Raw genomic sequence first — 19,577 nt, forward strand, 5'->3', positions numbered from 1 at the left:
CTGCCCCGCCCTCCGCCGCCCCCATGGAACGAGGAGGGGCGCGCAGGGCCGGCGTGAGGCACTGGTTCCGCTTGGTGAATTTCCGTATCCTCGGGCGCATCGGACGTCGCGTCCGCGGCGCAGTGACGCTAGGTTGCGGTTGCGCAAGTTGACGTGCGCGTCCATCTGTTCCGCAGCCGCGGAGAAACGGCGCGGAGGGAGCGATCGCAGGGAGGACCGTCATGGACGGATCGCGGGAGACCTATTCGGCTATCGACGACAAGGCGAGCTGGGAGGCCGTGCCCCTGTCGGAACGCTGGAGCGCGCGGAGCGTCTACGAGCTGCTGACCCAGACCGCCGGCGCGCAGGCCGACCGGCCGGCGCTGAGCTTCCAGATCCGCTCGGGCGAAAGCGACAAGGCGGAGACCCTGACCTGGGAGCAGGTGCGCGCCCGGACCGCGCGCGCCGCGAACCTGTTTCGGGATCTCGGCGTGCAGGAGGGCGACGGGGTCGCCTATCTGCTGCCCAACTGCTCGGAAGCGGTGATCGCGCTGATGGCGGGCGCCACCGCGGGCACGGTCTGTCCGCTGAACCCGCTGCTGGACGCCGAGCAGATCGGCGCCCTGCTGCGCGAGACCGGGGCGAAGGTGCTGGTCACCCTCGCGCCCTTCCCCAAGACCGACGTGGCCGAGAAGGCCGCCGCCGCCGTGGCGCTGGCGCCCGAGGTGAAGGCGATCGTCGAGATCGACCTGAAGCGCTATCTCGCGCCGCCGCTGAGCTGGATCGTGCCGCTGATCCGGCCCAAACGGCCCGGCGGGCATTCGGCGAAGATCCTCGATTTCCATGAGGCCATCGCCGGCAAGTCCGATCAGCTCGCCTTCGCGGAATCCGGCGACCCGCAGCGCATCGGCGCCTGCTTCCACACCGGCGGCACCACCGGCATGCCCAAGATCGCCCGGCACACGCATCACGGGATGATCTACAACGGCTGGCTCTCGGCCTCGATGATGTTCAGCGCCGAGGACGTGGTGCTGTGCCCGCTGCCGATGTTCCACGTCTTCGCGGCCTATCCGATCTGGATGGCCTGCATGGCCTCGGGCGCGCATATGGTGATGCCGACCCCGCAGGGCTATCGCGGCGACGGGGTCTTCGACAATTACTGGAAGCTGGTGGCGCGCTGGCGCGCGACGCTGATGATCACCGTGCCCACCGCCGCCGCCGCCCTGATGCAGCGCGAGGTGAACGCCGACGTCTCCACCCTGCGCTACGCGCTCTGCGGCTCGGCGCCCCTGCCGCTGGGGCTGTTCGAGCGGTTCGAGCAGGCGACCGGGGTCAAGATCCTCGAAGGCTACGGGATGACCGAGGCGACCTGCCTCGTGTCCTGCAACCCGGCGACGGGGGAGCGCAAGGTCGGCTCGGTCGGGCTGCCCTTCCCCTATACCGACGTGCGCATCCTGATGTGCGACGAGGTCGGCAACGTCGTCAAGGAATGCGGAACCGACGAGGTGGGCGAGATCTGCGTCTCCAATCCCGGCGTGATTCCGGGGGGAACCTATACGGAGCCGGAGCGCAACGTGAACCTCTACGCGGACAATGACTGGCTGCGGACCGGGGATCTGGGGCGGATCGACGGCGACGGCTACCTGTGGATCACCGGGCGGGCGAAGGATCTGATCATCCGCGGCGGGCACAATATCGACCCCGCGCTGATCGAGGAGGCGCTGGCCCGGCATCCCGCCGTGGCCATGGCCGGGGCGGTGGGCCAGCCCGACGCGCATTCCGGCGAGGTGCCCTGCGTCTATGTGGAGCTGGCGGCGGGGCAGGAGGCCTCGATCGAGGCGCTGCAGGCATGGGCCGATGAGCGCATCCCCGAGCGGGCGGCGCATCCCAAGCATATCGAGATCCTGCCCGAGATCCCCAAGACCGCGGTGGGCAAGGTGTTCAAGCCGGACCTGCGCAAGCTGGCGATCGCGCGGGTCTACGGCGCGGCGCTGGCCAAGGCGGGGATCAAGGTCGAGGTGAATGTGGTCGAGGACCGCAAGCTGGGCCTGGTGGCCGAGCTGCGCCCGGTGGGCAAGGCGGTCAGCCAGGCCGAGCTGCGCGCGGTGCTCGATGTCTTCGCGCGGCCGTTCCGGTTGATCGAGAAGGGCTGAGCCGGGGTCCGGGCCGGGCCGCCTTCCCGGTCGGGAGGGCGGGCCGGCGCCCTGCGCCGGGCGCCGCGTCGAGGGCGCGCCGACGGGACCGGCGGGCCCGCGGCGCATTGAAACGGGGACGAGGGTCGCGAGGTCTCCTCACGGCGCGGGGCGCGCGTCCGGATGGGGGGGCGCGGGCGGTGGTTCGTGGACGGTGGTTCGCGGACGGGGCGTTGCGGACGGGGCTTCGCGGCGCGGCCGATCACGAGTTCGCCGATCACGGGTTCATCGCGAAACCATCGCGCGCGCGGGGCTTGGATTGACGCCCGGTCACGAAGCGCGGAGGGGGGGCGCCCGGCGGCGCCGATCCGGGGCAGGGTGCGCGCATCGCGATCTTCGCGCCACCCCCGTTCCCAATCGCCGGAGCCCAGACGATGACCCGCCCCGCCGACGCACCCGCTGAGTCCCTCCGTTCTTCCACCCTCCGCGATCCCGCGCCCGCCGCCCGCCCGCGCAGCCGGCGCGAGGCGCTGGCGCTGGGCCTCGGCGGTCTCGCCGCCATGGGGCTCGCATTCGCGCCCCGGGCCGCGCGCGCCGAATCCGACCCGGTCTTCTCCGACTGGCGCGGCCGCGCGATCCGCGGCTATGACCCGGTCGCCTATTTCACCGAAGGCAAGCCGGTGCAGGGCTCGTCCGACTTCGAGACCGAGTGGAAGGGCGCGACCTGGCGCTTCGCCTCCGCCGCCAACCGCGAGGCCTTCCTGGCCGATCCGGAGAAATACGCGCCCCAATACGGCGGCTACTGCGCCTGGGCGGTGAGCCAGGGCCAGACCGCGCCGATCGAGCCCGAGCAGTGGTCGATCGTCGATGGCAAGCTCTACCTCAACTACAACGCGGACGTGCAGGCCAAGTGGAAGGCGGATGTGCCGGGCTTCATCGCCAAGGCGGACGAGAACTGGCCGAAGGTGCTGGAGAAGTGACGCCGGTCTGACCGCGGGGCGGGCGGCGTCGCGCCGCCCGCCCGATCCCGCCCGATCCCGCCCGATCCCGCCCGATCCCGCCCGATCCCGCCCGATCCGGTTCCGCCGCGCGCGCGCCGCGAAGGACCTGAGACGCGCGCAGGCGCGCGGCGAGGCGAAGTCCTGCCCGCGTCAGCGGGCGCCGCCGGATCGCCCGGCCCGGAGATCCGCGCAGCCCCTCCGCCTTGCCTCCGCGCCCCCACGGGTGCAGGAAACAGGGAAAGATCAGGAGGGACCCCCGATGCCAGCCACCCCGACCGACGCGCCCTATGCGGGCAACCTGCTCGCCGCCGCCCTGCGCGCGCCCTCCGCGGGCGACGAGGGACGCGTCTTCGCCACCCAGGTCGGCCGCCCCGACCTGACCTATGGCGCGCTCTGGGACGGGGGCGAGCGCATGGCCGCGGCGCTCGTCGCGCTCGGCGTGAAGCCCGGAGACCGGGTGGCCATGCAGGCCGAGAAGTCGCTGGAGGCCGTGCAGCTCTATCTCGGCGTGGTGCTGGCCGGCGCGGCCTTCCTGCCGCTCAACACCGCTTATGTGCCCGCCGAAATCGAATATTTCCTGGGCGACGCCGAGCCCACGGTCTTCGTCTGCGATCCCGCCGCGCTCGCCGCGCTCGAGCCCATCGCGGCGAAGGCCGGCGTGGCCGCGGTGATGACGCTGGATGCGGATGGCGAGGGGACCATGGCCGACGCCGCGGCGGCGCAGGCGCCCGGCTTCGCGGCGGCGGCGCGGGGGGCGGACGATCTCGCCTGCATTCTCTACACCTCGGGCACCACCGGGCGCTCCAAGGGGGCGATGCTGACGCATTCCAACCTCGCCTCCAACGCCGAGACCCTGCGCGACTACTGGCGCTTCACCCCCGCCGACCGGCTGATCCACGCGCTGCCGATCTTTCACGCCCACGGGCTCTACGTGGCGCTGAACGTCACGCTGGTGGCCGGCGGCGCCCTGATCTTCCAGCCCAAATTCGACCCCGACGCGGTGCTCGCCGCCATGCCCGCGGCCACCGCCCTGATGGGCGTGCCGACCTTCTACACCCGCCTGCTCGACCATCCCGGCATGACCCGCGAGGCGGCGGCGGGGATGCGCCTCTTCGTCTCCGGCTCCGCCCCCATGCTGGCCGAGACCCATGCCCGCTGGACCGAGGCCACCGGCCACCGGATCCTCGAGCGCTACGGCATGACCGAGACCTCGATGAACGCCTCCAACCCCTATGACGGCGACCGGCGCCCGGGCACGGTGGGTTTCCCGCTGCCGGGCGTGGAGATCATCATCACCGACCCCGAGACCGGCGCGCAGATGCAAGCCGGCGAAACCGGGATGCTGGAGGTCCGCGGCCCCAACGTGTTCAAGGGCTACTGGCGGATGCCCGAGAAGACGGCGGAGGAGAAGCGGGAGAACGGTTTCTTCATCACCGGCGATCTCGCGCAGATCTCGGAGGACGGCTACGTCTCCATCGTGGGGCGGGCCAAGGACCTGGTGATCTCGGGCGGCTACAACGTCTACCCGAAGGAGGTCGAGGGCCTGATCGACGACCTTCCCGGCGTGAAGGAAAGCGCGGTGATCGGCCTGCCGCACGCGGATTTCGGCGAGGGGGTGGCGGCGGTGATCGCCGAGACCGCTCCCGGTTCGGTGGACGCGGAGGCGGTGAAGGCGGCGCTGCGCGACCGGATCGCGCGCTACAAGCAGCCGCGGGCGGTGTTCGTGGTGGCGGAACTGCCGCGCAACACCATGGGCAAGGTGCAGAAGAACGTGCTGCGCGAGACCTACAAGGATGCGTTCGCCGGTTGATCGGGCGGAGGGGGGCGCGGGGCGCGGCTGACGCCGCGCGCCGCCGCGGCGGATCTCCCGCCCTCCCACCCTGATCCGCCGCGGCGGCGGGCGCGAGAGAGGCGAAGGCCCGGCGAAGGGATCGCCGGGCGTTTTCCTGTTTCAGGGGATCTCCTGCCGGGGGGGCGCGGCTCGCCGCCTCAGCGGCCGCGCAGGTCCTGCATTCCGGGCATGGACTGGGGGCGGGCCTCGCCCACATGGCGGGCGCGGGCCTCGGCCTCGCGCGCCACGGCGATCTCTTCGCGAAGCCGCCGCCGCTCCACCGCCATGACGTAGAGGATGGAGAGCGTCGAGAGCACGCCGGTCAGCAGCATCATCCCGATCAGCGGCCAGGGCCCCGTCTCCGGCCCCAGCAGGGCGCCGGTCGCGGCCGACAGCGCCGCCCCGCCGCCCATCATCAGCGTCGAGCCCAGCCCCGAGGCGCTGCCCGCCAGCTGCGGGCGCACGGACAACGAGCCCGCCATGGCGTTGGGCATGGTCATGCCGTTGCCCATGCCCATCACGAAGACCGGTCCGAACAGCGCCAGCGGATGCGCGAGCCCGGCGAGGAACATCACGAGGCAGCCCAGCATGGCGCAGGTCGACACCAGGGTGCCGGTGAGGATCATCCGGTTCAGCCCGACCCGCTGCGAATAGCGTCCCGACAGGAAGTTCCCCGACATGTAGCCGCCGGCGATGAAGCCGAAATAGAAGCCCAGCTCCGACGGGCTCAGCCCCAGCATCTCGGTGGCCACATAGGGCGCGCCGCCCATGAAGGTGAAGAAGGCGCCCGACGCGAAGGCGCAGGCCAGCGCGTAGCCCCAGAAGCGGCGCGAGGCGAAAAGCTCGGGATAGGCGCGGAACTGCTCGGTGAAGGAGGCGGAGCGGTGGCGGTTGGTCTCCCCCGCATCGGCCCAGCACAGGGCGGTCGCGGCGATGCCGAAGACCAGCAGCACGATGAAATTGGCGTGCCAGCCCCAGGTCTGCTCCAGCGCGCCGCCGATCATCGGGCCGATCATCGGGGCCACGGCCATGCACATGGTGACGTAGCCGATCATGGAGGCGGATTTCTCCGGCCCCACCATGTCGCGCACCATGGCCCGGCTCAGCACCAGCCCGGCCGAGACGCCGGCCTGGGCCATGCGGCAGGCCATGAAGATCTCGATCGTGGGCGCGAGGATGCAGCCCAGCGTCGCGACCGTGAAGATCGCGAAGGCGCCCAGCACCACCGGCCGGCGGCCATAGCGGTCCGAGAGCGGCCCGATCAGCAGCTGCACCGCCGCCATCACCGTCAGATAGGCGGAGATGGCGAGCTGCATGACCGCGTACTCGACCTCGAAATACGCGGCCATGCCGGGCATCGAGGGCAGGAAGATGTTCATGCTGAGCGCGCCGAGACCCGCCATCACCACCAGCGTGATGATCGCCGGCGGAGTCGATCTGTCGAAAATGCGGGCGGGCCGAGTCGGCGCAGGATCGGCGAGTGTCATAAGGCGCTCTTACAATGAAGGGGTGCGCCTGTCTATCGCGCGCGCCGTCTGGACGCGGTCGTGTCCGTCACGTCGCGGCCCACTGCGAAGGTCGGGTTTCTTTTCCGTTAAACCACCATTTGCGAACGAAACCATTAATCTCTTGCTAACCAAAACGGGCTATCCCGGCCGCGGAAACGCAACCTTTCCTCAACCATGCGCTGCAAAAGTGCGCCTTGCGACCGTGAGGGTCGGAAGGGGTGTGGCATGCGGTGCCTGGTAGTGGACGATTGCGAGGAGCTGGCGCTGTTGTGGCGGCTTGAGCTGACGACGCGCAGTTTCGACGTGGACGTGGCCCTGAACGCGGAAGAGGCGTTCAAGGCCATGCTTCATACGCGCTACGACCTGATCGTGGCGGATCTGGGTTTGCCGGACGGGTCCGGCGTGACCGTGGCGCAAAGCGCCGCGATGCGCGCGCCGGATGCGGACGTGGTGGTGGTGACGGCCCGGACGGAATTCCCCAACGGGGAACTGTTCGGGATGTCCGACAACATCGTCGGCGTGTTTCGAAAATCGGCGGACATGTCCGACCTCTACGCCTTCGTCGAGCATCTGCGCGAGCGTCGGGAACGGGACGACGCCCCCGCTGTCCGTGCCGCCCGCGATCGAGGGGAGGCCGAAGAGGCCGGGGCCGACATCTTCGGGCCGGCCTGGAGCAAGGCGCGCCGGATCACGGCCAACGCCGCCGAATAGGCCTCGGCCGGTTCTCCCGCGGACGCGATCGCCCGGACCGGGTGACGGCGGGTCGGATGCGCGGACGGCGCCGCCCGCGTGCGGTGACGCCGGATGGCGGCGCGCGAAGCCGCTTGGCGCGCGGCGCCCGCGTCCAATCCGCGACCCCGCGAGGTCCGGCCCCGATCCCCTGTGCCGCGCGAACCGCTTCGCGGCCTCATGCGGGGGGCGCCTCTCCGGGCTGGCGGAGCGCCGCGCGCCGACCCGAGGCCGGGATCAGCGCCAGTCGGGCTCGCGCTTTTCCAGGAACGCCTGCACGCCCTCGGCGGTGTCGCGGTGGACCATGTTCTCGGCCATCACCCGGCCGGTATAGGCGTAGGCGGCCTCCAGCCCCATCTCGGCCTGGGCGTAGAAGGCCATCTTGCCGGTCCGCACCGCCACGCCCAGCTTGCCCGCCACCCGGGCCGCCAGGTCCATCGCCGCCGCGCCCTGTTCCCCGTCGGGAACCGCGCGGTTGATCAGCCCGATCTCGGCGGCCCGCGCGGCGGAGATGAATTCGCCCGTGGTCAGCATTTCGAAGGCGTGCTTGGCGGGCACGTTGCGGGTCAGCGCCACCATCGGCGTCGAGCAGAACAGCCCGATATTCACCCCGTTGACCCCGAACCGCGTCGAGTCCGCCGCCACCGCCATGTCGCAGGTCGCCACCAGCTGGCAGCCCGCCGCGGTGGCGATGCCGTGAACCTCGGCGATCACCGGCTGGGGCAGGCGGGTGATCGAGGTCATCATGCGCCCGCATTGCGCGAACAGCGCGTTGTAATAGGCCCGTCCGCCGTCGGGCGCCTGGCGGGCGGCCTGCATCTCCTTCAGGTCATGGCCGGCGCAAAAGGCCTTGCCCGCCCCGCGCAGCACCACCGCGCGCACCGACGCGTCGACCGAGAGCGCGTCGAGCTCGCCCTGCAGGCGGGCCAGCATCGCCTCCGACAAGGGATTGATCCGCGCCGGCGCGTTCAGCGTCAGCCGGGCGACGCCGTCGATGTCTTCGCGCAGGACCAGGTCTTCGGCATCGGTTCGGGCGGCGGCGTCGGTCATCGGGTCTCTCCTGCAGGGGCGGGCCTGTTCGGGCGAGCGCATCCTAGTCGGCGGGGCGGGCGGCTTCCACTCCCTTCGCCCGGCCCTTGACCTTCGCCCCCCGGCCCGCATTCTGCCCCGAAACGAAATCAGGGGAGGGCAGGGCGCATGACGACGCCGCGGACGACGCATTTCAACGAGGCCGAGCTGGGCGCCTATCTCGACGAGGTCTTCCCGGAGACCGCCGGCCGCTTCGTGGTGGAGCAGGTGGCGCCGATGTTCGTGCGCATGCGCATGAAGATCGGGCCGCTGGACCTGCGGCCGGGGGGGACGATCTCGGGCCCCGCGATGTTCACCCTGGCGGATTGCGCCTATTACGCGGTGACGCTGGCGATGATCGGGCGGCAGGCGCTGACGGTGACGACCAACTGCTCGATCAACTTCATGCGCAAGCCCGAGCCGCGGGACCTGATCTGCGAGGCCCGGATCTTCAAGCTGGGCCGGGTGCTGAGCGTGGGCGACGCCACGATCCTCTCGCCGGGGGTGGAGGGGCCGGTGGCCCATGCCACGCTGACCTACTCGATCCCGCCGGCGCCGCTCGCGCCCTAGGCCGGGGGCGCGGCGGGCGGGATCACTCGCGCCCGCTTCGGGCGTCGCGGGCGCGGCCGGTCACCCGGTCGGGCGGGTTGGCCATGGCCGCGGCCTGGGCATGGCCATGCGCCTTGCGCCGCGCTTCGCCAGAGGACGCCGATTGGGGGGGCGGCTGGGACACCGACCGGGGCGCCGAAGGGCGACGGCCGAGCCGGGTTCGGCCGTCATCCATCCAGCCCGCCTCGCGCAGATCACGCAGGCGGGCGCGACTGACCGGGATCTCCTCGCCGTTGACCAGGGTCAGGGCGGCGCGGTCGCCGTCGCGGCGCACCTCGCGCACCGCCCGACGCGCCACCCAGTGCGAGCGGTGGACGCGCAGGCCCTCCTCGGGCCAGGCCTCGTCCATGGCGTCGCCGAGGCGCATCAGCAGCATCTCCTCGCCGCCGTCCGTGGCGACCGAGACGTAGTGGTCGTTCATGGTCAACCGCAGCAGGGCGCCGCGCTTGTCGGCGGGCAGTCGGCGGAGCAGGGGCGGCCCGCTCGCGATGTCGGCCCGCGCTGTCGGGGCCGCCCGCGAGATCCGCGCGGGCGCCGCCGCGGTCGGGGGTGCGGACGCCGCCGTGGGCGTGGGCGTCGTCTTGGTTGGGGCGATCCAATCCGCCTCCGACTTCGTCGCCACGCGCGCAGGGGGCGCGAGCGAGGGCTCCTGCGCCTCGGGGGGCGCCACGGGGGGCGTTGAGCTCCGCATCGCCTCGCCGGGCGCGTGATAGGCGAGGCCGTCCTGCGCGGAGGCGGGCGGCGAGCGGTCCAGCGCCGGCAGGCCCATCGGGCGTCCCATGACCAGCCGCGACTTCGCCTCCAGCAACAGGGTCAGCGCCGCGTAGACCGGCAAGGCCGCGAACCAGGCGCCGAAACCATAGGGCGTTCCCAACGCCAGCGCCCGCAGCCCTCCAAGGATCAACGCCACGAAAGGCGCCGAGGCCGCGACCGTGATCACAAGCGTGGAGAGCGCCGAGGCCCCGCTGGGCCGCATCGCCGCTTCGACACCGCTGCCGATCAGGGTCGACACCGCCCAGGCGCCGCCAAGCGCCACCAGCCAGTAGAGCATCCGGTCCGCCGGCCCGTAGGCGCCGGCCGCTCCGAACGGCATGGCCACCGCGAACAACCCTGAGGTGATGGCCCAGATCGCCCATAGCCGCGGGGAGGCGATCCGGCGACGCCATTCGCGAAGCGCGAATGTCAGAATATCCATGGTTCACGTCCGTTCGCGAAGTTCGATAGGTCTCTTGCGAAAACCAGTTTGAACATCCAACCCTAATGCGTCCAGCCTGTTTCGCGTCGCAAGGGTTGCTGGTCCCATCCCTTCGACGGACCTGCGCGAGGCGGTGGGATGAGCGGCTGGCCGGACCTCGACGGCCAGTGTTCCATTGACCGGATGCGGGGCCCGGAACTGGCGCGCTTCACTGGGGAGCCAAGCGCCGGACGGGCGCGGGAGAGCGGCGGCGGCGGCCGGCGACTCTCCCGCACGCGCCCCCCGGATACCTGGGGGATCCGGAGGCGCGTGGCGTTCGTCGCCAACAACACCGGGGAGACTGACGCAGCGGACCTGCGCTTCGGCGCGGTCGGCTGCGGCCCGCGGCCGGGTTCGGGGGAACCCGCCGCGGGCGTATTTTCGCCCCTGCGCGACCTTCGCCGACCTCCTCCCGCCCGAGTCCCGCGCCCGACTTGGCCCGACGTTTCGGTCCGTCTCGTGTCGGAGCGTATCGGATCGTCCTGAAGCGTTCGGCCGAGCCCCATGCGCGCGGCGGCGCCGGCGGGGGCGCTCGGGAGGGGGCGAAAAGTGGGGTATATGAAAACCCCACTGGCAAGCGCATGGAATTCCTTGCGGGATTTCGCCCATATCCCCGCGTAATGCGATTGACATGGGCCGGGGAATCCTTAGAAGGCGCGCATCCATCCGTCGTCGGGACCGTCCCGCGCGCCGGAAGCCGTCACTGCGCCAGGGCCGACGCCTCCGGCGTCTCCGAAGCGAAGGATCGCAGGCGCGCCGCGCGCCACGAAAGCGAAGGGATCCATGAAGACCTTTTCCGCCAAGCCGTCCGATATCGACAAGAAGTGGGTCGTGATCGACGCCGAAGGCGTGGTGCTGGGCCGTCTGGCCGTCATCATCGCCACCCGTCTGCGGGGCAAGCACAAAGCCTCGTTCACGCCGCATATGGACATGGGTGACAACGTTATCGTCATCAATGCCGACAAGGTCCAGCTGACCGGCCGCAAGCGCGCCGACAAGGTGTACTACTGGCACACCGGTCACCCGGGCGGCATCAAGCAGCGCACCGCCGCGCAGATCCTCGACGGGCGTTTCCCCGAGCGGGTGGTCGAAAAGGCCGTGCAGCGCATGATGCCGGGCGGTCCGCTGTCCCGCAAGCAGCTGTCCAACATGCGCGTCTACGCCGGCGCGGAGCATCCGCACACGGCGCAGGAGCCCGAGGTGATCGACGTCGCCGCCATGAACTCCAAGAACACGCGGAGCGCCTGATATGTCCGACGACCTGAAGTCGCTCGACGAGCTCTCGACCCTCACCTCCGGCGAAGACGCCATCGTCGAAATCGCCGCCCCGCGCGAGCCGGTGCGCGACTCGCTGGGCCGCTCCTACGCCACCGGCAAGCGCAAGGACGCGGTCGCCCGCGTCTGGGTGAAGCCCGGCACCGGCAAGGTCGTGGTCAACGGCAAGCCGATGGCCGAGTACTTCGCCCGCCCCGTGCTGCAGATGGTTCTGGCGCAGGCTTTCTCGGTCTGCGACGTGGAAGGCCAGTTCGACGTGATGGCCACCGTCAAGGGCGGCGGTCTGTCCGGTCAGGCCGGCGCGGTGAAGCACGGCGTGTCCAAGGCGCTGACGCTCTATGATCCGAGCCTGCGCCCGGCCCTCAAGGCCGCCGGCTTCCTGACCCGCGACGCCCGCGTGGTGGAGCGCAAGAAGTACGGCCGCCGCAAGGCCCGTCGTTCCTTCCAGTTCTCCAAGCGCTGATCCGGGCGCCGGTCTTCGGGCCGGCTCTCGCGACCGCGGAACATCGACGGCCGCGCCCTGTCCGGGGCGCGGCCGTTTTCGTGCGCCAGGCCGCGCCTCTGGCCCCCCGGCCCGGACCCGCGCGCGCCGAGGGGGACGGAGGGTCGAGGACCGCGCGCCTCTTCCCGGCGCGGCGCTTCGCGATCAGGGGGAGGGAGCAGGCGGCCGCCCGCGCCTCGTCCCCGGCCGCGCCGGCCAGGCGCGCGCAGCCCCTGCGCATCAAGGCGGAAGCGGCGATCAGCCGATGACGTCCGCGCGTCTCTCAAGCAGGCTTTCGTAGAGGAAATCGACGAAGAGCCTGACCCGATGCACCCGGCGCAGATCGCCGTGCATCAGCACCCAGGTCGAGCGGCGCCGGTCGAGATCGGTCCCCGGCACCCGCTGCAGCTCGGGAAAGACGCTTTGCACCCAGGCGGCCAGAAAGGTCATGCCGGCGCCGGCCCGGGCGAGGTGCATGTGCATCGCCGGATCGGCGATGGCATGCCGCACCTTCGCGCCGGGAAAGGGCGAGGCGGCGATCATGGCCTGCAATTCAGGCGCCGCGCCGTAGCCCAGCCAGGTCAGTCCCTCGCCGCGGGGCCCGGCGTCGTGCAGATGCCGGTCGATGTAGCCGCGCGAGGCGAAGACGCCCAGCGACAACGGAAACAGCTTGCGCCCCACCGCATCGCCTTCGGGTTCGGTCACATGGCGGATCGAGACGTCGGTCTCCAGTCGGTCGATCGAGTCGATGCCATAGGACAGGTTCATGTCGATATGGATGTCGGGATAGAGCGACAGGAACGCGCCCAGAACCGGCGCCAGCAGGAAATGCGCGGTCATCGGGTCGGCGGACAGCCGGATGCGTCCCGCCGCCTCGCCGTCCAGCCCGCGAACGGCGTTGAACCCCTGACGCAGGGCCGCCTCCGCCTCCAGCGCCTGGGGCAGCAGCTTGCGGCCCGCCGCCGACAGCTCCAGCCCGCCCGCGCTGCGCCGGAACAGCTGGACGCCCAGTTGCGCCTCCAGCCCCTCGATCTGCCGGCGCACGGTGGCATGGGCGCCGTCCAACTGCTCGGCGGCCCCGCGCAAAGAGCCCGCCCGCGCCACGGCCAGAAAGGCCGGAAGAGATTTCCAATCCACCATACGGGGCGATTATGAACCACACCGGAGCGTTTGCGGCAATGTCCGGTGAGCATTCGGTCCGATAGGCGTTCGACGTCACACCGAAAGGAACACCCCCATGACCGCCACGCTCACCGCATGGAGCATTGATCGCTACGGCGCCCCCGAGGTTCTGAGCCCGGTGACGCGCCCGGTTCCGGCGCCCGCACCCGGCGAGATCCTGATCCGTATCCGCGCCTCGGCCGTCACCCGCGCCGACGGCATGATGCGGGCCGGGCGGCCGGTTTTCGCGCGGCCGTTCCTCGGCCTGCGGCGCCCGCGCCGGAACCTGTCGGGCACGGGGCTGTCGGGCGAGGTGATCGGCGTGGGCGACGGGGTCGGCCGGTTTGCGGTGGGCGATGCCGTCTTCGGCGAGGCGGGGCTGAAATTCGGGGCCAACGCCAGCCATATCCGCCTCGACGAATCCGGCGTGCTGATGAAGAAGCCCCGGGCGCTGTCGCATGAGGACGCCGCCGTGATGTGCGACGGTCCGCTGACCTCCTGGCATTTTCTGCACGAGGTCGCGGGGCTGCGTCAGGGTCAGCGCATCCTCATCCTGGGCGGGTCCGGCAGCCTCGGCACGGCTGCGGTGCAGATCGCCGCGGCCGCGGGCGCGCATGTCGTCGCCACCTGCAGCGCGGGGAACGCCGCCTTGGTGGCGGGGCTCGGGGCGGAACGGGTCATCGACCATGCGCGGGAGGATTTCACCGCCCTGCCGGAGCGCTTTGACGTGATCTTCGACACGCTCGGCGTCAGCGCCTTCGGGGCGGCCAGCCCCCGGCTGACGGAGGCCGGGCGCTATATCTGCCCCGTGCTGAGCCCGTCGCTGCTGGGCGCGATGCTGCGAAGCCGCCTGTCCGGCCGGCGTCGGGCGTTGTTCAGCGCCGCCGGCCTGCAACCGCCCGAGCTCCTGCGCGCCCACCTTTCCCGCCTGCTGGCCATGGTGGAGGCCGGAACCCTGGCGCCGGTGCTCGACCGGGTCTATCCGCTGGCCGATCTGGTCGAGGCGCATCGCTACATGGAGACGGGGCGCAAGCGCGGCAACGTGGTCGTCATGTGACCTGCGCCCCCCCCCCCGTGACCGCGCCCCCCCCGTGCCCGCGGCTAGGCGTATCGAACGGGTTGCACGCCGGCATCGAAAGGCACGCGCCTCGATCGGAATGCCGGGCCTTCGATGACCTCGGGTCGGCTGATCCGGTCCATGCGGAAATGCCGGAAATCTTCGCGCATCGGGTCCCAGGCGACGAGATACCAGAGCGGCGGCAGGATCAGCATGGCCTGCGGCTCGACCTGCCGCTCGGTCTCGGTCCCCTTCGCGTCGCGATAGCGGAACTTCAGCCGCGACCGTTCGAGAAACGCCTGCTCGAATGCGGGCGACAGGGCGGCCTCCGTATCGCCCAGGGTCGACGTGTCGACCTGGGGCGCCAGCGGCCCGACATAGAGACAGTCGAGCAGGCGGCGCAGATCGCGGAGCGTGTCGGGTGGCAAGGTCTTCTCGATCTTGGCCAGCCCGGCGTCGGCGAGGCTCGAGAACGGAAGCGTCCGGGCGGCGCGCATACTTGAGACGCAGACGATGAGCGCGAAGACCTCGGTGACCGTCAGGCGCGCCGTCGCCGGCACGGAGCCCGGGTCCAGCCGCAGGCCCCCGCCGCGGCCCTGTTCGGCGTGGATCACGTAGCCCTCGTCGCGCAGCGCCGACAGGTCGCGCAGGATGGTGCTGCGCGATGCGCCGACCTCCCGGACCAGCGCGGCGAGGGTGCTCGTCCCTGTGCGGCGCAGGGTCCGCAGGATGGCGTCTTGTCGACCACGGCTTTTCATGGCGGCTCCCTAGCACACAAAGGCGTCAGGTTCTGGAACCGTTTTGATCTAGGCGTTCGCCGAGCTGACACGCAAAGGAGACGCCGCCATGACCCGAACCGCCGATTTCCCCGCCCCCACGCGCGTTGCGCTGGGCGACGCCCGCCTCGAGGTCTTCGAGGCCGGTCGGGAGAACCGGGGAAATCCGATCGTGCTGTGCCACGGATGGCCCGAGCACGCCTATTCCTGGCGCCACCAGATGCCGGCGCTGGCGGCGGCGGGCTATCACGTCATCGTCCCGAACCAGCGGGGCTACGGGAACTCGTCGCGTCCGTCGCAGGTGGAGGCCTACGACATCGCCCGGCTGACGGGCGACCTCGCCGCGCTTCTCGATCATTTCGGGTATCGGGACGCCGTTTTCGTCGGCCATGACTGGGGCGCGAACGTCGTGTGGAGCATGGCGCTGCTGCATCCGGCCCGCGTGAGGCGGATCATCAACCTGGCGCTGCCCTACCAGCCCCGCACCCCGATCCCGTGGGTCGAGTTCCTGGAGGGCGTGTTCGGGCCCGACAACCACCTTGTGCATTTCAACCGTCAACCCGGCGTGGCGGACGCCGTGCTGGACGCGAATGCCGGTCGCTTCCTGCGCAACCTCCTGCGCAGGAACCAGCCTTCCGCGCCGCCCGAGCCGGGCATGATGATGATCAACCTCGCCACGGCCGAGGCGCCTTCCGGCGATCCGCTGATGAGCGACGAGGATCTCGCCGTCTTCATCGCGGCATTCGAGGCGTCGGGCTTCGCCGCCAGCATCAACTGGTACAGGAACCTGGATCGCAACTGGCGCATCCTGGCGGATGTCGACCCCGTCGTCCGCCAGCCCGCCCTGATGATCCATGGGACGCGGGACATGATCCCGCCGTCCGAGACGCTTTCGGAGTTCGTCCCGAACGCGGAGGTGCTGAGCCTCGACTGCGGCCACTGGATCCAGCAGGAGAAGCCCGACGAGACCACCGAGGCCATGCTGGGCTGGCTCGCGGTCCGGCAGGCGGCGTAGGCGGGGGCGGTGCGGGGCAGTGCGGGGCAGGGTGGCGCGGGGCTCTCCGGCAAGACCGGAGGGCTCGCGCCGTTTCCCGCCCGTGCTAGGCTCAGGCGGATCGCGACCCGTCGGGCGCGCGCCCGCAACGAACGCCCGCAACGAACGCCAGGGAGGCGACGACAGAGAGGCATGGACAAGCTTTCCGTCATGCACGCCTTCCGCCGGATCGTCGAACGCGGCGCCTTCGCGCGCGCGGCGGAGGATCTCGGCGTGTCGCCCGCGCTTCTGAGCCGCGAGATCAAGCTGCTGGAGGAGAGCCTCGGCGCGACGCTGCTCACCCGCACGACGCGTTCCATGTCGCTCACCGACGCCGGACGGCTTTACTACGATGAGGCGACCGGCATCCTGGACGCCGTGGCCGGGGTCGAGACGCGCATCCGCGACGGCGCCGGGGCCGTGCGCGGTCACCTGAGGGTCAACGCCTCCAGCTCTTTCGGGCAGACGGTGATCGCGCCGATCCTTCCGGGGTTTCTCGACGCCTATCCCGACCTGCATCTGACGCTGTCGATGGACGACCGCGTGGTGGACATGGTGGAGGGCGGGTTCGACGTCTCGATCCGCATCCGGCCCGCCATGCCGGACTCGGCGCTGGTGGCGCGCAGGATCGGCACGATGCGGCAGCGGATCTTCGCGGCGCCCGCCTATCTGGAAAAGGCCGGGGCGCCGGCTGTTCCGCAGGACATCGCCCGGCGTCGGGTGATCGGCTTCCTGCTGGCGGACCACCTGACCTCATGGGCGCTGAGCGGCCCCTCGGGCGCGGTCACCATCGACCTCGACCCGCCGGTGCGCGTCGGCAACAGCCTCGTGCTGCGCGATCTGCTGATCGCCGGGCAGGGCATCGGGACCTTGCCGGACTTCGTTTCGAAAGAGGCCGAGGCGCGGGGCGCGCTGGTGCGCGTTCTGCCCGACTGGGAGCTTCCGGCGCCGGAGATCTTCGCGGTGACGGCCTCGCGGCTGGGCATGGACGCGAAGGTCACGGCCTTTCTCGACCATCTGCGCGCCGCGCTCGGGCCGTGACATTCTTCAACCTGCGTAAAGAATGAAGTGACGGCGGGCCGGTTATTCCGGCCCGGCCGATCCCCGATCCTCTCCGGCATCGACGCCCGAAGCCCCGAGAGGTTCCCATGACCCGCGTTCTCGTTCTCTACTATTCCAGCTACGGCCATGTCCGCGCCCTGGCGCAGGCCGAGGCCGAGGGCGCGCGCAGCGTTCCCGGCATCCATGTCGACCTGCGCCGCGTGCCCGAAACGGTCCCCGAGGCGGTCCGGCGGAGGGCCGGCTTCGCGGCGGATGACACGCCCGTGGCGGCGCCGGCCGATCTGGAGGCCTATGACGCCATCATTTTCGGCACGCCGACGCTGTTCGGCATGATGGCCGGGCAGATGAAGACCTTTCTCGACCAGGCCGGCGGCCTCTGGGCGCGGAACGCGCTGGTGGGCAAGGTGGCCGCCGTCTTCGCCTCCACCGGCTCGCAGCATGGCGGGCACGAGGCGACGCTGCTGTCGACCCAGATCCCGCTCCAGCATTTCGGGATGCTGATCGCGGGCATGCCCTACAGCTTCGCCGGCCAGACGACGGCCGAGGGCATCGTCGGCGGCGCGCCCTATGGCGCGGGGACCATCGCGGGGGCCGATGGCGCGCGCGCGCCCACCGAGACCGACCTTGCCGGCGCGCGGTTCCACGGCGCGCATGTGGCGCGGATCGCCGCGCGGCTGGCCGGGGCCGTCCTGGCGGAGGAGGCCGCGTGATGGCGTCCCTCACCCTCGACTTCTTCCACGACGTGGTCTGCTGCTGGTGCTTCAACATTTCGTCGCGGATGCGGACGCTGGCCGCTGAATTCGACCTCGACATCCGGCATCGCGCCTTCGTCCTGCAGGCCAGCCGCGCCGAGATGGCCGCGCGCTGGGGCGCGCCCGAGGACGCCCGCGAGACCATCCTCGGGCACTGGGCGGTCTGCCGAGAGGTCAGCGACCGGCCGGAGCGCGTCGACATCGACGCCATGCGGGCCGCGCCCTTCGATTATCCCCACGGGATGACCGCCGCGCTGGGATGCAAGGCGGCGGAGCGGCTGGGCGGGCAGGCCGCCCACTGGGCCATGTTCGACCGCCTGCAGCACGCGCATCTGACCGAGGCGCGGAACGTCGCCGACCCGGCCACGGCGCGGCGCGCCGCGCGGGCGCTGGGGTTCGACCGCGCCGCCTTCGCCGAGGTTTTCGAGGACCCGGAAACCCGTCGCGCCGTCGAAGCCGACCGGGCGCGCGCCCGCGCGCTCCAGGTCCGATCCATCCCGGCCCTCATCATCCGCGAGACCGGCGCGCGCCTCGTCAACGGACCGCGAGAGGATCTGGCCGCGCAGCTGCGCGCCTCCCTCCGCCTCGTCGCCTGAAAGGAGGTTCCCAATGATCATCCCGTTCGTCTTCCGCGAGACCGCCGATCGCCGCCGCGCCTTTCGAGATGTCCGCCGCGACCTGCCGCCTCGCCTGATGCGCGACATCGGCCTCGATCCCTGGCCGGGGCGCCCGCGCGCGCCGTTCCCTTCGCTCTGGTGAGCGAGGGCTGCCGCGATCCGAGGTCCGCCTCGCATGACGGCGCGCCCGCGACCTTTGACGACACCCAAGCCCGACATGTCGGGGCGGCGATGACCGCCGGCCCCGCCCCTTCCGCGCTCTTCCGAACATGAGACACGCCATGTCACGCACCGCCGACATCCTGCTCACCGCGCTCGCCCCGGCGGTCTGGGGCAGCACCTATCTGGTCACGACCGAGGCGCTGCCCGCGGGCTACCCGGTCACGATGGCGGCGTTGCGCGCGCTGCCGGCCGGGCTGCTCCTGCTCGCGCTCACGCGTCGACCGCCGCCGATCGCGTGGCTCGGGCGGATCTTCGTGCTCGGCGGTCTGAACTTCGCGCTGTTCTGGGCGCTGCTGTTCGTGGCCGCCTACAGGCTGCCGGGCGGGGTGGCGGCGACGCTGGGCGCGCTTCAGGCGATGATGGTGATCGTGATGGCGCGCGGATGGCTTGGCGCGCCGATCCGGGCGCGGGCCGTCGCCGCAGCCGCCGCCGGCGTTTCGGGCGTGGCGCTGCTGCTGATCGGTCCCGAAGCCGCTCTCGACCCGGTGGGGGTCGCGGCCGGGCTTGGCGGCGCCGCGTCGATGGCGGCGGGCACGGTGCTCAGCCGGAAATGGCAGCCGCCCGTCTCGGCGCTCGGCTTCACGGCCTGGCAGCTGACCGCCGGGGGGATGATCCTGCTGCCGCTTGCGCTGATCGTCGAGCCGCCGCTGCCGCCCCTGACGGGGACGAATGTCGCCGGGCTGCTCTGGCTGGGGCTCATCGGCGCCGCGGCCAGCTATGCGCTGTGGTTCCGGGGCGTCGCGCGGATCGAGCCCGGCGCGGTGTCGATGCTGGGCATGATGAGCCCGGTGACCGCCGTGCTGCTGGGGTGGGCGGCGCTGGGGCAGTCGCTGACCCTGCTGCAGGGGGTGGGCGCGCTGATCGTTCTCGGCTCGGTCTGGGCGGGGCAACGGGCCAACCGTCCGGCGCCGCCTGCGCCGGCGAAACCGGCGGCGCGCCCGGTCCTGCGCATGGAAGGTTCATGATCCGCGCCGGGCCGGTTCCGACGGACCGTCGCGGAGGACCTGATCATGGCGCGTCGCGAGGCGGGGCTGACGACCTACGGCGGCT

General features: G+C 71.3%; 18 protein-coding genes. 13 read left to right on the plus strand and 5 right to left on the minus strand.

Annotated features, from left to right (window positions below; translation table 11 throughout):
- The first annotated feature begins 221 nt into the window (after positions 1 to 221).
- The 3 genes from BLV24_RS01965 (at position 222) to BLV24_RS01975 (ending at position 4,922) form a co-directional block, all read left to right on the plus strand.
- Entirely contained in the window at positions 222 to 2,132 is a 1,911-nt protein-coding gene (locus BLV24_RS01965; RefSeq protein ID WP_092679453.1) for an acyl-CoA synthetase, read from the plus strand.
- 413 nt (positions 2,133 to 2,545) lie between these two features.
- On the plus strand, positions 2,546 to 3,091 hold the full coding sequence (locus tag BLV24_RS01970) for a YHS domain-containing (seleno)protein (protein ID WP_245710334.1): 546 nt from the start codon (positions 2,546 to 2,548) through the stop codon (positions 3,089 to 3,091).
- A 280-nt stretch (positions 3,092 to 3,371) separates the two neighbouring features.
- The gene (locus BLV24_RS01975; protein ID WP_092679454.1) at positions 3,372 to 4,922 is read left to right on the plus strand and encodes a malonate--CoA ligase; all 1,551 of its coding nucleotides are present in this window, start codon (positions 3,372 to 3,374) and stop codon (positions 4,920 to 4,922) included.
- A gap of 179 nt (positions 4,923 to 5,101) precedes the next feature.
- On the opposite strand, the gene BLV24_RS01980 is transcribed toward BLV24_RS01975, so the two are convergent.
- Positions 5,102 to 6,430 carry a multidrug effflux MFS transporter gene (locus BLV24_RS01980; RefSeq protein WP_092679455.1) on the minus strand — a complete coding sequence of 443 codons (1,329 nt, stop codon included), beginning with the start codon at positions 6,428 to 6,430 and terminating at the stop codon, positions 5,102 to 5,104.
- 246 nt (positions 6,431 to 6,676) lie between these two features.
- Between BLV24_RS01980 and BLV24_RS01985 the strand changes: the two genes are divergently transcribed.
- Complete coding sequence (locus tag BLV24_RS01985) at positions 6,677 to 7,162, plus strand: response regulator (RefSeq protein WP_176954591.1); 486 nt, start codon at positions 6,677 to 6,679, stop codon at positions 7,160 to 7,162.
- A 255-nt stretch (positions 7,163 to 7,417) separates the two neighbouring features.
- On the opposite strand, the gene BLV24_RS01990 is transcribed toward BLV24_RS01985, so the two are convergent.
- Positions 7,418 to 8,230: an enoyl-CoA hydratase gene (locus tag BLV24_RS01990; RefSeq protein WP_092679457.1), complete on the minus strand. Its 813-nt coding sequence runs from the start codon at positions 8,228 to 8,230 to the stop codon at positions 7,418 to 7,420.
- A 147-nt stretch (positions 8,231 to 8,377) separates the two neighbouring features.
- Between BLV24_RS01990 and BLV24_RS01995 the strand changes: the two genes are divergently transcribed.
- Positions 8,378 to 8,818 (plus strand): PaaI family thioesterase, encoded by a 441-nt coding sequence (locus BLV24_RS01995; RefSeq protein WP_092679458.1) that lies wholly within the window; start codon positions 8,378 to 8,380, stop codon positions 8,816 to 8,818.
- Between the two features lie 22 nt (positions 8,819 to 8,840).
- Here the strand turns inward: BLV24_RS01995 and BLV24_RS02000 are convergent, their stop codons facing one another.
- On the minus strand, positions 8,841 to 10,052 hold the full coding sequence (locus BLV24_RS02000) for a LytTR family DNA-binding domain-containing protein (protein WP_092679459.1): 1,212 nt from the start codon (positions 10,050 to 10,052) through the stop codon (positions 8,841 to 8,843).
- 822 nt (positions 10,053 to 10,874) lie between these two features.
- Between BLV24_RS02000 and rplM the strand changes: the two genes are divergently transcribed.
- On the plus strand, positions 10,875 to 11,339 hold the full coding sequence (gene rplM / locus BLV24_RS02005; RefSeq protein ID WP_092679460.1) for a 50S ribosomal protein L13: 465 nt from the start codon (positions 10,875 to 10,877) through the stop codon (positions 11,337 to 11,339).
- A gap of 1 nt (position 11,340) precedes the next feature.
- Positions 11,341 to 11,829, plus strand: a complete 489-nt coding sequence (rpsI, locus tag BLV24_RS02010) for a 30S ribosomal protein S9 (RefSeq protein ID WP_092679461.1) — start codon at positions 11,341 to 11,343, stop codon at positions 11,827 to 11,829.
- A gap of 276 nt (positions 11,830 to 12,105) precedes the next feature.
- Here rpsI and BLV24_RS02015 read toward each other — a convergent pair whose 3' ends face one another.
- Complete coding sequence (locus tag BLV24_RS02015; RefSeq protein WP_092679462.1) at positions 12,106 to 12,987, minus strand: LysR family transcriptional regulator; 882 nt, start codon at positions 12,985 to 12,987, stop codon at positions 12,106 to 12,108.
- A 97-nt stretch (positions 12,988 to 13,084) separates the two neighbouring features.
- Between BLV24_RS02015 and BLV24_RS02020 the strand changes: the two genes are divergently transcribed.
- On the plus strand, positions 13,085 to 14,065 hold the full coding sequence (locus BLV24_RS02020) for an NAD(P)-dependent alcohol dehydrogenase (protein ID WP_092679463.1): 981 nt from the start codon (positions 13,085 to 13,087) through the stop codon (positions 14,063 to 14,065).
- Positions 14,066 to 14,109: 44 nt separating this feature from the next.
- Here the strand turns inward: BLV24_RS02020 and BLV24_RS02025 are convergent, their stop codons facing one another.
- On the minus strand, positions 14,110 to 14,823 hold the full coding sequence (locus BLV24_RS02025; RefSeq protein WP_092679464.1) for a helix-turn-helix transcriptional regulator: 714 nt from the start codon (positions 14,821 to 14,823) through the stop codon (positions 14,110 to 14,112).
- 88 nt (positions 14,824 to 14,911) lie between these two features.
- On the opposite strand from BLV24_RS02025, the gene BLV24_RS02030 reads away from it, so the two are divergent.
- The 5 genes from BLV24_RS02030 to BLV24_RS02050 all read left to right on the plus strand — a co-directional run bounded on the left by BLV24_RS02030 (position 14,912) and on the right by BLV24_RS02050 (position 19,492).
- Positions 14,912 to 15,856 (plus strand): alpha/beta fold hydrolase, encoded by a 945-nt coding sequence (locus BLV24_RS02030; RefSeq protein ID WP_092679465.1) that lies wholly within the window; start codon positions 14,912 to 14,914, stop codon positions 15,854 to 15,856.
- A gap of 171 nt (positions 15,857 to 16,027) precedes the next feature.
- The gene (locus BLV24_RS02035; RefSeq protein ID WP_092679466.1) at positions 16,028 to 16,915 is read left to right on the plus strand and encodes a LysR family transcriptional regulator; all 888 of its coding nucleotides are present in this window, start codon (positions 16,028 to 16,030) and stop codon (positions 16,913 to 16,915) included.
- Between the two features lie 107 nt (positions 16,916 to 17,022).
- Entirely contained in the window at positions 17,023 to 17,646 is a 624-nt protein-coding gene (gene wrbA / locus BLV24_RS02040; RefSeq protein ID WP_092679467.1) for an NAD(P)H:quinone oxidoreductase, read from the plus strand.
- A complete protein-coding gene (locus BLV24_RS02045; RefSeq protein WP_092679468.1) occupies positions 17,646 to 18,284 on the plus strand; it encodes a DsbA family oxidoreductase in 639 nt (212 codons plus the stop codon). The genes wrbA and BLV24_RS02045 overlap by 1 nt, the downstream gene beginning before the upstream one ends.
- A gap of 302 nt (positions 18,285 to 18,586) precedes the next feature.
- Positions 18,587 to 19,492 carry an EamA family transporter gene (locus BLV24_RS02050; RefSeq protein ID WP_092679469.1) on the plus strand — a complete coding sequence of 302 codons (906 nt, stop codon included), beginning with the start codon at positions 18,587 to 18,589 and terminating at the stop codon, positions 19,490 to 19,492.
- Positions 19,493 to 19,577 lie beyond the last annotated feature (85 nt).

This window comes from Albimonas donghaensis (genome assembly GCF_900106695.1).
In the GTDB taxonomy this organism is placed as follows: Bacteria; Pseudomonadota; Alphaproteobacteria; order Rhodobacterales; family Rhodobacteraceae; genus Albimonas; species Albimonas donghaensis.